The 15,364-nt window shown below is 48.3% G+C and carries 12 protein-coding genes; 4 read left to right on the forward strand and 8 right to left on the reverse strand.

Annotated elements, in window-relative coordinates:
• Positions 1-80 precede the first annotated feature (80 nt).
• Complete coding sequence (locus CRO03_RS03365; RefSeq protein WP_097110126.1) at positions 81-2,804, reverse strand: cation-translocating P-type ATPase; 2,724 nt, start codon at positions 2,802-2,804, stop codon at positions 81-83.
• A 376-nt stretch (positions 2,805-3,180) separates the two neighbouring features.
• Between CRO03_RS03365 and CRO03_RS03370 the strand changes: the two genes are divergently transcribed.
• Entirely contained in the window at positions 3,181-4,182 is a 1,002-nt protein-coding gene (locus tag CRO03_RS03370) for a hypothetical protein (RefSeq protein ID WP_097110127.1), read from the forward strand.
• 75 nt (positions 4,183-4,257) lie between these two features.
• Here CRO03_RS03370 and CRO03_RS03375 read toward each other — a convergent pair whose 3' ends face one another.
• The 4 genes from CRO03_RS03375 to CRO03_RS03390 all read right to left on the reverse strand — a co-directional run bounded on the left by CRO03_RS03375 (position 4,258) and on the right by CRO03_RS03390 (position 8,270).
• Positions 4,258-6,423, reverse strand: coding sequence for a tetratricopeptide repeat protein (locus CRO03_RS03375; protein ID WP_097110404.1), 2,166 nt, complete (start codon positions 6,421-6,423; stop codon positions 4,258-4,260).
• Positions 6,424-6,515: 92 nt separating this feature from the next.
• A complete protein-coding gene (locus CRO03_RS03380) occupies positions 6,516-7,052 on the reverse strand; it encodes a DUF4426 domain-containing protein (RefSeq protein WP_097110128.1) in 537 nt (178 codons plus the stop codon).
• A gap of 145 nt (positions 7,053-7,197) precedes the next feature.
• Positions 7,198-7,404, reverse strand: a complete 207-nt coding sequence (locus CRO03_RS03385) for a type II toxin-antitoxin system antitoxin (protein ID WP_097110129.1) — start codon at positions 7,402-7,404, stop codon at positions 7,198-7,200.
• 11 nt (positions 7,405-7,415) lie between these two features.
• The gene (locus CRO03_RS03390) at positions 7,416-8,270 is read right to left on the reverse strand and encodes an SPFH domain-containing protein (RefSeq protein WP_170948927.1); all 855 of its coding nucleotides are present in this window, start codon (positions 8,268-8,270) and stop codon (positions 7,416-7,418) included.
• Positions 8,271-8,486: 216 nt separating this feature from the next.
• Between CRO03_RS03390 and CRO03_RS03395 the strand changes: the two genes are divergently transcribed.
• Both CRO03_RS03395 and CRO03_RS03400 read left to right on the forward strand, forming a co-directional pair.
• The gene (locus tag CRO03_RS03395) at positions 8,487-8,861 is read left to right on the forward strand and encodes a BlaI/MecI/CopY family transcriptional regulator (protein ID WP_245861417.1); all 375 of its coding nucleotides are present in this window, start codon (positions 8,487-8,489) and stop codon (positions 8,859-8,861) included.
• Positions 8,862-10,169 carry a M56 family metallopeptidase gene (locus CRO03_RS03400; RefSeq protein ID WP_097110131.1) on the forward strand — a complete coding sequence of 436 codons (1,308 nt, stop codon included), beginning with the start codon at positions 8,862-8,864 and terminating at the stop codon, positions 10,167-10,169.
• Between the two features lie 82 nt (positions 10,170-10,251).
• Here the strand turns inward: CRO03_RS03400 and CRO03_RS03405 are convergent, their stop codons facing one another.
• Complete coding sequence (locus tag CRO03_RS03405) at positions 10,252-11,559, reverse strand: aminotransferase class V-fold PLP-dependent enzyme (protein ID WP_097110132.1); 1,308 nt, start codon at positions 11,557-11,559, stop codon at positions 10,252-10,254.
• 340 nt (positions 11,560-11,899) lie between these two features.
• Between CRO03_RS03405 and CRO03_RS03410 the strand changes: the two genes are divergently transcribed.
• Positions 11,900-12,994: a methyl-accepting chemotaxis protein gene (locus CRO03_RS03410; RefSeq protein ID WP_245861419.1), complete on the forward strand. Its 1,095-nt coding sequence runs from the start codon at positions 11,900-11,902 to the stop codon at positions 12,992-12,994.
• 141 nt (positions 12,995-13,135) lie between these two features.
• Here the strand turns inward: CRO03_RS03410 and mnmH are convergent, their stop codons facing one another.
• Both mnmH and selD read right to left on the reverse strand, forming a co-directional pair.
• Positions 13,136-14,230: a tRNA 2-selenouridine(34) synthase MnmH gene (gene mnmH / locus CRO03_RS03415; RefSeq protein WP_097110134.1), complete on the reverse strand. Its 1,095-nt coding sequence runs from the start codon at positions 14,228-14,230 to the stop codon at positions 13,136-13,138.
• A gap of 10 nt (positions 14,231-14,240) precedes the next feature.
• Positions 14,241-15,281 carry a selenide, water dikinase SelD gene (selD, locus tag CRO03_RS03420; RefSeq protein WP_097110407.1) on the reverse strand — a complete coding sequence of 347 codons (1,041 nt, stop codon included), beginning with the start codon at positions 15,279-15,281 and terminating at the stop codon, positions 14,241-14,243.
• Between the last annotated feature and the right edge of the window lie 83 nt (positions 15,282-15,364).

Raw genomic sequence — 15,364 nt, forward strand, 5'->3', positions numbered from 1 at the left:
CAGCCTTAAAACCAAAAACCGCTGCTTTGCAGCGGTTTTTTTATGTCTGATTACTGGCTAAAACAGCATAACCTGCAGCGCTAGCTAAGCTGCTGGCGACTCGTTCGCCTTAACTTAAGCCATTTCTCCAACTCAAGCAGAGCAAATATCACTACCCCCACCGCCACACAAATTAAACCATGCTTAAACTGTAACGGCTCGGTATTAAACAGTTGCTGCAAATGCGGCTGGTAGGTAAACAGTAACTGTAAACCAAATACCAAAGTGACTGCCATCAATACCGGTTTGGTGCCCTTAATGCCCTGCAGTGACAACGATGGCCCCTGCATATAACGGACACTGAATAAGTACCAGACTTCCATCGCAACCAGCGTATTAACAGCCATGGTGCGGGCATAGTCGACACTAAGTTGCTGGGCAATAGCCCAGTTAAATACTGCGAAAATACCGGTGGTAAACAGCACCGACACCAGTAACACCCGCCACAGCACAAATCTGGATACCAGCGCCTCATCAATTGGCCTGGGCGGCCGCTGCATCAGGTTATGCTCAGGCGGCTCAAACGCCAATGCCAGCGCCAGGCCTATAGAGCTGACCATATTCACCCATAAAATTTGCAACGGCATAATAGGCAGAGTTACCGCCAGCAACAGTGCCAGGATTATCGCCAGCGATTCACCACCGTTTACCGGCAGAATAAAAGCAATCGCCTTTTTCAGGTTGTCATAAACATTACGCCCGGCCGCTACCGCCCTGGCAATGGTAGCGAAATTATCATCCAGTAATACCATCTCACTGGCCTCGCGCGCGGCTTCTGTGCCCCCCTGGCCCATCGCAATGCCAACATTGGCCCGTTTTAGCGCTGGCGCATCATTCACCCCATCGCCCGTCATCGCCACCACTTCCCCCTGCAGTTGCAGCGCCGTTACCAACCGCAGCTTGTGCTCTGGAGTAGCACGGGCAAATACTGCGGTCTTGGCAATACGCTCTGCCAGTTGCCTGTCGTTAAGCTTATCCAGCTCAGCACCGGTTATAACGATATCGCTGTTTGCCAGCCCGAGCTGGGCAGCGATTGCCGCCGCTGTGGCAGCATGATCACCGGTAATCATTTTCACCCGGATCCCGGCCTGCTGACAGCTGGCAATAGCACTGATGGCTTCCGGCCGCGGCGGGTCGATTAAGCCGACCAGGCCTAACAGCTGAACACCCGTTTCCAGATCCTGCTGATTTAACAGGGTTTGCTGCGCGTCTAAGCATTTTATTGCTAATGCCAGTACCCGTTGGCCATCCCGGGCAATATGTTCTACCTGTTGTTGCCAATCAGTCATATCAAGGGCTTCGCCAGCCTCTGTGTCGCTGACATATACGCTGCTGCACAGTGCCAGCACCGCTTCCGGCGCGCCTTTAAGCAGGATGTAACCGCGGCCCTGATGATCACTGTGTAAAGTCGCCATATATTTGTGCGCCGCATCAAACGGAATTTCATCATGTCTTGGAAACTGAGCCACTTGCTGCGCCCGCTCCAGCCCGGCTTTTTCTGCCAGCACCAGTAACGCAGCTTCCATAGGGTCACCCTGAATATGCCAGCTGTTATCGCGTTCTGTCAGCCGCGCGTCGTTACATAACAATGCCGCCCGGCACAGCCAGCTTAGCTGCTTGTTACTGGTGTTTATGTCGTCGTCAGTTGCCTCCTGATCTTCATCACCGACAGTGCCGGCCGGACTATAACCACTGCCGCTAACGTTTAGGCGCTGCCCTGGTAACACTATCTGACTTACCATCATTTCATTTAAGGTTAAGGTGCCGGTTTTATCAGAACAAATAACCGATACCGCCCCCAGCGTTTCTACGGCCGGTAAGCGGCGAATAATGGCATTACGTTTAGCCATCCGGGTTACGCCAATGGCCAGCGCTACCGTTAAAATGGTTGGTAACCCTTCAGGAATGGCCGCAACCACCAGACTGACCACCGCCATAAACAGGTAATTTAACGAATAGTCACGCAGGTAACCCAGCACAAATACCAGTATCGCCATTAACAACACAATCAGCGTCTGGTACCGGGCGAACGTTGAAATTTGCTTTACCAAAGGGGTCGTCAGGGGAGCAACACTGCTTAGCATCTGGTTAATCCGACCCAGTTCGGTCGCAGTCCCCGTGGCTACCACCAGCGCCACCGCCCGGCCCTGGCTTACCAAAGTGCCGCTGTAAACCATATTGCGCCGGTCGGCCAGTACCACATTGCCAGTCATTACTGCGCTGTGCTTTGCCACCGCTACCGACTCGCCAGTCAGCGCCGCTTCCTGCACCTGCAAGTTAAACACCAGCAACAGCCGCATATCGGCCGGCACCTTGTCTCCCGCCTCTAAAATAACGATATCACCCGGCACCAGCTCGCTGGCTGGCAGCAGCTCAGTCACACCGCTACGCAACACCCGGGCCTTGCTCGACAGCATAGCGCCGATGGCGTGCAAGGCTTTTTCGGCCTGGCCTTCCTGCACAAAACCGATAGTGGCATTAACCACAACCACCGCCAGAATTACCGCAGCATCCAGATATTCTGCCAGCAACCCGGCCAGCACGGCTGCCACCAGCAACACATAAATCAGTAAGTTATTAAATTGGCGCAGCAAACGCCGCCAGGCAGCTAGCGGTTTTTTGGCAGGCAATATATTGGCACCGTACTGCTCGCGCGCTTGTGCTACCTGCGCTGCAGTCAATCCCTGTTTTTGCTGCACCGCAAACTGGCGACAAAGCGCAGTAGCCTCCTGCTGGTGCCATAACGGCGATTCGGGAACATGCATAGTCAACACTCGCTAAGACGTATCATAATACCTTAGCAACTACCTCGCTGCCTTGCGCTGTGCCAGATCAATTATTTACTGTCAGTATTCTTTGCAACTTATTGGTTAAAGCTTAGCCATCTACCTGCTAACCATTTGTATTTATATCATATCTTGTTTATGGATTAAATCTTGCTTATTAAGTCCAACTTATAAAGATATCTTTTATATAAGCTGTTCAGTTCGGCCGTTTATGTAGTCACTTACCTATTCTTTCAGTCCCGCAATTGGCAAGTGTAACAATCAGGTTTTGCGTTAAATACTTGTGCCAAGTACTTATGCAAATACTTATGCAAACACTTTTGCAAGCACTTATGTTAAACAGAAGGGATTACATATGTCCGCTAAACTAAAACTACTTACCCTGCCATTGTTAGCGTTGTTTTTGTTTGCCCAGTTTGCTGAGGCGACTCTTGTCAGGTCTGGCGGCAGAGGCGATTTCAGCAGAAACTTCTCCCAGGCGTTTTATTATGTCGATAATCAATATTTAAATGAAGTGGGTATTATTGACTCGGCTTTTGAATTTGACAGCCCTTTTGCTGCTAACAGCATTATGCGGGCCGTCGGCGGTGGCGGCCGGGGCTTAGGCGCGGTACCTAATGACTGCATAAAAGGCTACACCCAGGACGATTTAGATAATTTGGAACAAGATATTGATTATTGGCGAACCGAATTAAGTTATGGCCGGATTACCGAAGCCCAATTTGACGCCGAGGTGGCTGCACTAGAGTTCGCAATTTATGGCGAGCCCTGTGTCTGGGAATTTGCCCAGGGTGATGCGCTGGATATGTTTGGCTTTTTCAGCCTGTATTTTGATACGCCTGATGTCAGCTACAACGTTAACTGGCTAATTGATGGTGTTTCCCTGCCAGGCGATATTAATACCGCAGGTGATCTGGTGACTCCGGATGGCACCATTAATAATGGCTGGGTCACCTTAAATACGCTACCCACCATGGATTTTGCCCCGGGTGACTATATGGCCTATGTTTCTGTCAGCTTATCGTCCAGCCAGGGCCGGTTTTTCTGGACCAGTACCGAGCCCGGCTATGAAATCGTATTTGAAGAAAAATGTATTGAAAAACCAAACCCGGACTTTGATCCCACTAATCCTGATGCAGGCATTGATCCCTTTATTGAGGTATGTGGTTATACCAATGTCTACAGAAACGATTCAGAAGTGAATGACCCGCCGATGTCGTTTTTCTCTGATGGTGAAATGCTCCGCATTCTGCCAGCTGATACCGGCCCGGTAACCCCGGTTAACGCCCCGGCGTCTATAGCTCTGTTGTTGGTGGGCTTATTTGCTATGAACTTAAGAAGACTACGCAAATCCTAAAACTAATATTTTCACACTGAAATTTTATTAAAAAAACAAAACGGGCAAAAACCCGTTTTGTTTCTTAAGGCGATATTACTCACTAAATAATTTTAGCGCCTCCCCCCTTTGCCTGGCCAAATCGTTATCCAGAAACTGGATTAACTTTTGAAACTCAGGCTCGTTTGTAAGACTTTGAAGAAGCGGATCATATTTAGTCCAGTATTCCCGCCAGCCTTTATCTAAGGCTTCTGACAGTGCATTAATCGCTGCAGTCTTATTACCCTCCAGCGCATTTATTCGCGCTGCCAGATAATATAATTCAGAATAAACTATCGACGACTGTAATTGCTCAGTCATTAATGCTTTACACTGCGCTTTCAAATCGAGCGCGCTTTGCGTATTACCCTGCTCCTGCTCTGCCCAGGCAATTTCAATCGCTGGCGAACAGTAAGGCATACCAAACATATCCGCCTGCTCGATCAGATTAGTTTTTTCAGTAAATAGCATCACAGCTTTTTGCTTATCACCAAACAACGAGTGATACCAGCCGGCTTCAAACTGAACCCAATAGTCTTCGGGGTTAGCGGCCACACTGAAGTCCACTTGCTCAAATAACTCATCAAAATTTTTTTCCAGGATTAATAAAGTTTGTGGATACAACTCTACCGTACTCTTTAAGTTCGGATCGTTTGCCATCTGTTTTACGATGTCCGCTAACCCAAGATTTAACAGCGGACTAATCAATTTATGGGCTAACCGTTGATCGTCGGGAGAAAGTTGGCTTGCTGTCTTAGTTTCACGGATCGCACCCACCAAATTACCTTGACTAAAATAAAGATCTGCCAGGCCCTGATAAGCAAAAGTCGATTCTGGATAATCGATTTTCATTTGTTGAAAAATAGCCGCAGCCTCGTCAAAGCGGCCAACCCGGGTGAGCGCACGGCCTAAATTATAACTATTGGTCTGAAACAGCGGATCAAGTTGCTGTGCATGCTCCAATGCCTGTAACGACTCATCAAAGCGCTGCAACGAATTAAGTGCCAAGAATTTCCACATATAGGCAATTGCGAGGCTGGGATTCAATTCAATTGCTCGGTCATAATCGGCAATTGCACCGTCTAAATCCCCACTCATGGCATATATTAGACCTTTAACTGCATATGCCGCAGCCATCTCTGGCTGGCGGGTCAGTGCTTTATCAATATTTTGCTGAGCCATACTTGTTGCTATATCAGCTTTAATCACGCCAAAACCTGCCTCTCCAGCCTCTCCCTCTGCCAATAACAACAAGGTATCCGCCAGCCCAACATAGCCATTAGCATATTCAGGGTCCAGCGCTACCGCCTGCTCAAATAACTGCCTGGCCTGCTGCATCGATTCAGTGGTTTGTTTGCGGTACTGCTCGCGGCCTTTTAAGTACAGTACATAGGCATCGGCACTGCGGGTACCGGCTAAATTTTCAAAGCTACCGGCTGCGGCGTAGCTATCCTGTAACTGGTTAACCACTGAGCGGCCAATATCCTGTTCTAACTTCGCCACGTCAGCTAACTCACGGGCATAGCTATTGCTCCACAGGGTGCTGCCGCTTTTCACATCCAGCAACTGCACCCGCACATTCAGCCGATTGTTGGTGGCGTTAACACTGCCGGTCAGCACAGTATCAACCTGCAAGCGCTGGCCAATTTGTTGTGCGGTTAAACCCTGCTCAGTTAAAAACTGGCTGGAGCGCGAGGCCGACACTTTAAAATTGGCAGCACTGCCGAGCAAACTGGTCATCTCTTCCGCTAAGCCCAGCGCTAAATAGCCCTGGTCCTGCGCCTCGCTGTCATCACTAAACGGCAGCACCGCAATAGTACTGGTACTTGCCTGGCTCGCTTCAGTTAATGCCTGTTGCTTTGCCAGCTGTTGCTGCTTAAGCACTCCATAATACTCAACACCAACATAGCCACTTAGCAGCATCACTAACACTAAACCGACCCACTGGGGGCCACCAGGCGCTGCAGCGGGTTTATCTTGTTCATTTACACTGGCAGAGCGTTTAATACCGCTAAAGCTAATATCAAAGTACCAGGCCAGATAAATAACCAGCGGCAGGCAGCAGAGCAGTAACACAAAAACGGCTGAACCCAGCAAAGGATTAAGGGCCAGAGTACTGGTTAATACCGCAATAATTTGCAGCAGTAACCAGCTTAACCCCAGATAAACCAGTATCGATTTAACAACGGCACGCCGTTTCAGCTCGCGAAGAAAGGTTTTCAAAATAGAATAGACTTTAGCGGTTTCGAATGTAAAAAGCCTAGTCAACAACCGGCGTTTGTACAACTGTGGTTGTTTATCAGTTTAGAAAATGCTTACCAGTCCAGTTGTGCTGCAAAGTGCATTTCCAGCATCTGTTCTGTTCCGTCCGGCTGCGCCTTTATACTCAGCTGAAAAACTCGCTGCGAGCTGGCATCAAGCGTACCAACATAGGAGATATAGCCATCGGCCTCAACTGCCCTTATATCAACCACCTGAGTTTGGCCAAGCAGGTTTTCGTACTGTACGCTCACTGTCGCCTCAACGGTAGCGTCCTGGCGGGCTTCACTATCATCCTGAATAACCAGATTCAGCAACGCAAGGTCAGGGTTAGCTGCTATACCATACTGCCGGGCCATCGTATCGCTTAACACATCAGCGCGAGTGATATTGGCCCGCATAGTGTAGCCGTCAAACTCCATGACCTCCCCTAACGGCTTATCAGGCCCTGTGATATCACCGGCAGCGGCATCTTCCGGGCCCGGAGCCATCTGCTGGCCCGCCCGGTCGCAACCGGCTAACAACACGATTGAGGCCACTAAAGCTAATGGCAGCAATACTTTTCCGCCAATTGTATTCATGAGGGTATGCATAGTCAGTTCCTTTGGGTTAGCTGCAACGAAAAACGTGGTCATCCTGCCAGACAAACTCTGATAGCTTGTCTGTACCGACAATTTTCAGTCAAAAACTTTCAATTAACAACTAAGCATAGCTGATCGTGCAGCATGTTGCTGCCCGTTACTCTGCTTTATCGTCAGAGTATTTGTCAGAGTTGTGGTCAGAAACTTCAGGCTTTTTTGCTGGCAGACGCCCTGCTTTACGCAGTGCGTCATGCAGCAGGTATTCTATCTGACCATTAACGCTGCGAAACTCATCGTCTGCCCAGCGCTGCAAGGCGCTGAGCAGTTTGTCGTCTAACCGGAGGGCGAAGGCTTTTTTTGCCACAAGCGCCCCTACTAGTACAAGCTACCGGTATTTAATACCGGCTGCACATGATGATCACCACATAACACCACCAGTAAATTACCGACCATGGCGGCTTTGCGCTCGTCATCCAGCTCAACAACATTGCGCTCTGACAAACTCTCCAGTGCCGACTCCACCATGCCCACGGCACCTTCCACAATTTGCCGGCGTGCTGCGACTATCGCTGCTGCCTGCTGGCGCTGCAGCATGGCACTGGCAATTTCCTGGGCATAAGCCAGGTGGCTAATGCGCGACTCAAGCACCTGCACCCCGGCTTTATTTAAGCGGGCCTGAATTTCATTTTTCAAAAGCTCTGTTACTTCATCAGTACTGCTGCGCAAACTGATATCGTCATCATTGCCGGCATCATAGGCATAACTGGAGGCTAAATGCCGGATAGCTGACTCGCTTTGAATGCTGACAAAGTTTTCATAGTTATCCACTTCAAATACCGCTTCGGCGCTGTCGACGACTTTCCACACCACCACTGCAGCAATTTCCACCGGGTTGCCGGAACTATCATTCACCTTCATTTTACTGCTTTCAAAGTTGCGTACCCGCAGCGACACTTTCTGCTTGCTATATAACGGGTTAGACCAGCGCAAACCATTATTTAAATCGGTGCCGACATAGCGGCCAAACAACTGCAATACCGCCGACTGATTCGGGTGCACCATATAAAAGCCAAACCAACACACCAGTACCACAATCGCGGCCAGCAAAAATACCACCTTCACCAAACCGGGCATTACCGCCACCGCGGCCAGCATCAGTGCTTGCAGCACAAACAACACGGCGATCATGCCAAAGCCATCTTTACTGTTAATCATTCGTTCCTTCAACATACCCCACCCCATTCATTGTGATATTATTTTGATATCACTTTAATAGATATTTTTGAAAAGGCAAGAAAAAAGCTGAATGTTTTGACGATTACAAGTCTGTCGTCCCACTCTTTACCAAGAGTTTCGGTTCTAACAGCGCTATCTGAGTTTAACTATTGCATTCTCTACAGTTGTAGATTAGCATCTCTACACGTGTAGACTTGTGTTATGGTTAGTATGTCTCTATCTGATTTCGAACTGGAAGTAATGCAAATATTTTGGGAATTGAAGGAAGCAAGCGCTCCTGAAATTCATAAAATTATTGAAAAAAAAAGAGCGGTAAAGTACTCAACAGTAAAAACAATTATCGATAGATTAGAAAAAAAAGAAGCTGTTACTCGTAGTCGTTCTGAGGGCAGGATTATTTTTTATCTTCCCGTGATGGAAAAGCAAAATGTGCGTACTCCACTTATCAAAGAATTTATTAATAGAGTTTTCCTGGGGAAAAGCAGGCCTTTGGTTGCACACATTATTGAGCAAGAAGAACTAAGCATTAAAGACATAGAGTACCTGGAGTCGGTATTAAGAGAAAAGAAGAAGGAACTCAAGTAGATGTGGAGCTACTTTTTAGTCAATATTTTAATATTTGTCAGTGCAATTTCATTAATGAAATTTGTAAAGCTATCTGCAAAAGCAAATTACCTCATGTCATTATTCGCTATTCTGGTATGGTTTATTCCTTATAGCCTTATTGCGGGTCTTATCCCTGGTTCAGTATTAGCCGAACCAATTATCGTTTCATTTACAAATAGCGCTTTGGCCGGTACTGCAGCTGACATTTCTTCTAAGCGAGTAAATATAGATTTCATAATTAAAATGACATTTAACACCCTGATTTCGCTTGGGTTCCTCATTTTCATGTATCGACTGCTTAGATTATATAACTGGAAAAGGAAGCTGCTAATAAGCAACGCTCTGATGCCTTTGCATAGTCTTACTAACCAGCATGAGATCCCTGTTTTTTCAACAAAATATCATCTGGGGGGATATTTACTGGGAGTGCTGAATCCAATTATTGTCATCTCAGATAAAATACAAGAAAAGAGCTTTATTGATCTCATTGTTGCTCACGAAAAGCAGCACTGGAAACGAAACGACAATCTGCGGCTTTTAATTTTGGAGTTTTGCTCATGCCTTTTCTGGTGGAATCCACTGGTTGGCAAAATGGTAGATTTGAATCGCTTTTATATCGAAGCACTCTGTGATGAAGAAGCCAGTAAAAAATATGGCAAAGATAGATATATCAACGATCTTTCATCTTTAACCCTATTTATTGGTTTACACAAAACCAGTCAATTAGCTTCAAACATTGTATCTATTGAAACATCAACTACCTCCAGAATTAAGCTCTTAAAGGAAAACCGAAAAATGAACTTCAGCAACAAACTGCTTTTTGCACTATCAATCTTTGCGATGACCACCGCTATTTCATGGAACACACTTGCTACAGCAATTCCAGACAGAGATAACAAACCAGCGCATGCAAACCCGGAAGAAATCGGTTCGTTATTAGCGTTTGACATAGATATTTTATACAACAGAGAAGCCTCAGGAGAATACCGTACCGAAGATAGGCACTCAGCTAAACTAGAGATTTGGTCAGAATTTGCAGAAAAAGTATCTTTCAAATTTAATGATGGCTTTTCATTCAATTATAAAGCGACAGATCTTGGTGACGTAATTTTGCTGGAGCTGGAACTAGTAGAAAATATAAACAACGAATCCGTCACGGTCGCATCCCCCACTCTTAAGGTTGCTGTAGGTAAGGAGGCTGTTATTGAAATAGATAATCCAGACATAAGCCAAAGTGCGTATAGAATAAAAGCGATTCCTTATAAAAAGGCCAGGCCAACCGAGTAATCCCGAGCATTTTTAATTCGGCGATTACACCTGGTGTGGCATGGCGGACAAAGTTATTTTCTAACAACCTTTATTGTGTGTGCTAAACAGTGCGTAATGCCGCCAGCGTCTGCTCAATCTCCTGCTCGTTATTAATCAGGCTGGGGGCAAAACGGGCATATGACTGACGGTACGGCGTGCTGCTGATAATAATACCCTTAGCGTGCATCGCCTTAACAACGTCATCCGCTGCCATATCTTTGTAGTCAAAACATACCATACCTGATGATAATTCTGGCGCCATCGGTGTATGCAGGGTTACCCCTTTGATCTGTTGCAGTCCTTGCTTGGTCTGGCTGTTTAACTGGTGAATACGTTGCTGAACATTAGCTTTTCCCAGTTGCAGGTGCAGCTGAAATGCTTCAGGCAAGGCCCAGCGATGTTCAAAGGAGTGAAAACCGCCCGGTGTCATATGGGCGCCAACCGGCACCTGATCCTGAGTACTGCCACCCAGCCAGACATCGTAGGAGCGGCTGAAGCTGGGGATCACGGCTTTGCAGCTGGCCCAGCCTTTATCACTGCCCCAGATAACACCGGTACCGCGTGGACCAAACAGCCATTTATGGGTACCGGCAATAAAGAAATCACAACCCAGCGTCGTCACATCGACATCCTCGATGCCAAAACCGTGCACGCCATCAACACAAAACAGGATGTGATCGGCCTCGTCCCGCTGCTTGTTCAGCTCAGCCAGCATATCAGCGATAGCACGCACCGGCAGTTTCACACCGGTGGAAGAATGCACCCAGGTAACCGCCACTACCTTAGTAGCCGCATTAATAGCAGCTTTTAATCTGCTGACAACCTGATCAACCGACACTTCTGCCGGCTTGTCATACAGCGCTACTTGCCGCACTTTGGCGCCGGTGCGCTCTGCCCTTAACTGCAACGACAAGTCAGTTGAATAATGGTCATGCACTGTTTGTAAAATTTCATCGCCCGGGCGCAATTGTAAGCCGCTGTATACCATTGCCAGGCCCATGGTAGTGCTGTCAGTCAGGGCTATTTGCTCGCCACGGCCTCCCATATACTGTGCAGCGGTATTAGCAATGTCGCCTTCTATCGTCATAAAGTGCTGATGCCAGTAATCAGCAGGATTCACATCAAACGCATGGCGGTGCCTTTCTATTGCCTCTGCAACCGGTTTAGGATGCGATGCCAGTAAAAAGGTCGCCAGATGAATGTAGTCGTAACTCAGAGCAAACAGTTGTCGCAAGGCAGGCCAGTCGCCAGCTTTTACTGGCAAGACTGCAGCACTTTGTGCCGACTTGGCCTGAAGTAAAACAGGTAAGGGTAGCAGGCTGCTACCGAGCACTAACGAGGATTTGGTCAGAAATTCACGCCGCTGCATAAAAATCACCCCTGGTTAATTTTTAATCAGTTTAGTGCACGGTAAACAACACAGCAAATACCTTAACAGGCCTGATTGTCATTGCGTTCCACAACTCACTCAGTCCGCTATCTGCCCTGCCCTTACTTCAGATCAAACCGCCGCTAACTAGCACGCTCGCGAGCAGCTAAATGCTGTGTTATGCTGATTTTACTCAGTTTATCCTGGCAGGGTTTATTACCTTATGAGCGGCTTTACCTCCCTTTATCTTTTTATTGAACGCACGTTTTTTGGCACATTAAGCCGAAAAATTGTGGGTAATATCAGCTTCTTAGCTATTTTTTTCTTGCTTGCCCTATATATGGCATATCCAGAAGGCGGTGCTACTGGCAGCTGGTGGATATTACTGGTGCTCGGATTAAGTGCCTTTATATTCACCATTGGCTATATGCATCATTTATTTGTGCGGCCGGTAAAAACCCTGGTTGCCGCCCTGCATGACACCAATCGCAAAGGCACTGATCTGAACCTGCGCCTGCCAGCGTTTACCTTTGACGAATTCCGAACCCTGTCAGAAGAATACAACCAGTTTGTCGGCCAGCTGGGCGTGTTGTTAGGTGATATTCACCAGCAGGCCCGGGAAACCCATCAGGTTAACGAGCAGGTGTCTTCAGCGGTTAAAAGCACCCGCCAGCATTTACAGGATACCGAAAAACGCAGCGGCCAAATTCGGCGCGACAGCGATCAGGTACTGGATAATCTGGCCGAAATTGTCCAGCACGGTGATGAGGTAAATCAGGTGTCCGGCCATGCCGTTGATAAAGCCAAAGTGGCCAGCGGCCAGATGCAACAACTTAGCGGCCAGTTATCGGGTATCGTCAAATTGCTCGACACCTTTGGCACCACCATTAATGGTCTGCACAAAAACTCCGAAAATGTGCGGCAAATTCTGGTGATGGTAGAAACCTTTTCCGACCAAACCAACTTGCTGGCGTTAAATGCCGCCATTGAAGCCGCCCGTGCCGGTGATGCCGGCCGTGGCTTTGCGGTCGTTGCCGATGAAGTACGTACTCTGGCCGCCAAAGTAAACGATGCCACTAAACAAATTTCCGGCTTTTTAAATGAAATGGAGCAACTGGTGGGTGAAACCCGCACCGAATCGCAAAGCCTGAACCAGCAAGCGCAGCAGGCACAACAGCAAATTGCTGATACCAGCAGTGAATTCAGTAACTTGCAGCAAGAGCTGCAGCAAGCAAAAAATGGTATTCAGAATATCAGCCAGACCGTGCTGCAACTGGAACAGCGCTACCAGCAAACTCACCAGCACTTAAGTGCAATAGAAAAAGTAACCAGCGATGCTCATCAGCAAATGGCATCAATTGACCAGGCAGCGAAAGACTTACTCACTGGCACCGCCCGCACCCAGCAACAATTGGGCAGATTTGCCCGCAATTAGTGATAAAAAGCTGAAATTAGCCGTGATAAAAACTGGCTCAAATAATTAGGGTCAGATATTAATTAGCTGAATAACAGTCTGGAATTTAATTGTTATCTGACCCCAATATTTACAGCAGCAACTGGGCCGTTTTGCCCGCAATTAGCGGGCCAGCTGCTGCCACCACTGCAGCAGCTCAGAGGCACTGCCCCGCATTAATACTCTGGCGTCGCGCTTTTGTAACTGATAGTGATACATCGGATCGTAGTAGTCAGTCAGCAACAGCGCTATCCAGCTCCGATGCAAGCTGATGTCACCACAGCGGCGTTGTTCAGCCAGCGCCTGCAACAACAATTCTGCAAGCTTGCTGTATAGCAGACCTCCCAGCCGTTTTCGGATCCGCGCCATCGCCTGTTGCAACATGGTACTGAACACATTAAAGCCATTAGCAACATCTGCGTCCATTGCCTCTTGCAGTAAATCGACGATATAGTCCTGTACAATCACCTCAATCCTTGAGGATAACGGTTCGTCCAGTAGGATTAACGGGCTATGTTGCATGGTCTGGAACAGCTTTTGCGGGATACTACGCTGACCAATTAACAGGCTTTCATCTTCCAGTAATAAATAAGGAGGATGAGCAGCCTGTACTTGCAACAGCGCACTGGCTAAATCATTTTCAAAACGGATTTGTGATGGTTGTGCCGCCAGTTTCCGGCCAAAGGCTGAACCGCGATGATTGGCCAGCGCCTCCAGATCGACGGCGTTAAGCGTACGTAGCAGCCGGGTTTTACCACTGCCAGTTGGCCCTGCCAGCATTAGCACAGGCCGGGAACTGGCCTGCTCAATCGCCGTAATTGCCGCCTGCCGCAGTGCTTTAAAGCCGCCTGTCACCCGAGGGTAATCCACACCGCTTTCAGCCAGCCACTGCTGGGCAATCTGTGAACGTAAACCACCCCGGGCGCAATACAGCATGCCCTGAGGGTTCGCCAGGGCAAAATTATGCCAGGCATTCACCCGGGCCGCTTTTACGTCGCCCTGCACCAGCTGATGGCCAAGCGCAATAGCAGCTTGCTGCCCCTGCAGCTTATAACAGGTACCAACAGCAGCACGCTCACTATCACTCATTAGCGGCAAATTAACACTATTGGTAAACGCACCGCGGCTAAACTCTGACGGAGCGCGTAAATCCAGTAATGGTATTTGCTGGCGCAGTATCTCAAGATAGTTATCTGCCTGCGGTAAGCCAGCCGACATTTGCGAGCCCTTAGCAGACACTAATACGATGGCCTTTATCTGCTGCTGTCAGCTCACCAATCGGCTGTAAAACCAGATCGTATTCTAACGCCAGTTGAATCACGGCAGCCTCAGCCGACGGGCTTACCGCCAGCAACAAACCGCCACTGGTTTGCGGGTCGCATAACAACGCCTGCTGTTCTGCAGATAGCGGTGATACTTTCGCACCGTAGCTGGCAAAATTACGGCCACTGCCACCCGGTACACACCCCAGAGCAATATATTCCATTACACTGGGCAGTACTGGTATTTGCGCACTGTGCAGGATGGCATTCAGATCGCTGCCCTCACACATTTCCAGCAGATGTCCCAGCAGGCCGAATCCCGTTACATCGGTCATAGCAGAAATGCCATCAAGCTTTGCAAGATCAGCGCCGATACGATTTAACTGCACCATCACGTCTGTCGCCAGAGTGGCATGTTCGGGTCTCAACTTTTTTTGCTTCTGAGCCGTGGTTAAAATACCCACCCCCAGCGGCTTCGTTAAATACAAACGATCGCCCGCCCGCGCCTGATTATTTCGTTTTAAATGGCTGATATTGACCCTGCCGCTTACCGCCAGGCCAAACATCGGTTCCGGCGCGTCGATACTGTGCCCGCCGGCCAGCATAATGCCGGCCTCTTTGCAGGTATGGCGCGCCCCTTCCAATACTTGTTGCGCCAATTCTGCCGGCAACCGGTTCACCGGCCAGCCTAAGATAGCAATAGCTAGTAATGGTTGCCCGCCCATCGCATAAATGTCGCTGATGGCGTTGCATGCTGCTATTCGACCAAAATCAAAGGCATCGTCAACAATTGGCATAAAAAAGTCGGTAGTACTGAGCAGTGCGCTGCCATCACCAAGATCATAGGCTGCTGCATCATCTTTACTGCTATTACCCACCAGCAACTTAGGATCAGTGAAACTGATATTAGTTTTAAGCATGGTATCGAGCACTTGAGGAGAGATTTTGCAGCCACAACCCGCACCATGACTGAACTCTGTTAATTTAATGGCAGAAAACCCGGACATCATAAAACCTGCTGAAAGATCAATATGCCAACATACCCAAAGCCTTTTGCAATAACAAGCCATCTTTTACCAGCGCTGCAGCT

This window comes from Arsukibacterium tuosuense, from assembly GCF_900215315.1.
GTDB lineage: Bacteria > Pseudomonadota > Gammaproteobacteria > Enterobacterales > Alteromonadaceae > Alishewanella > Alishewanella tuosuense.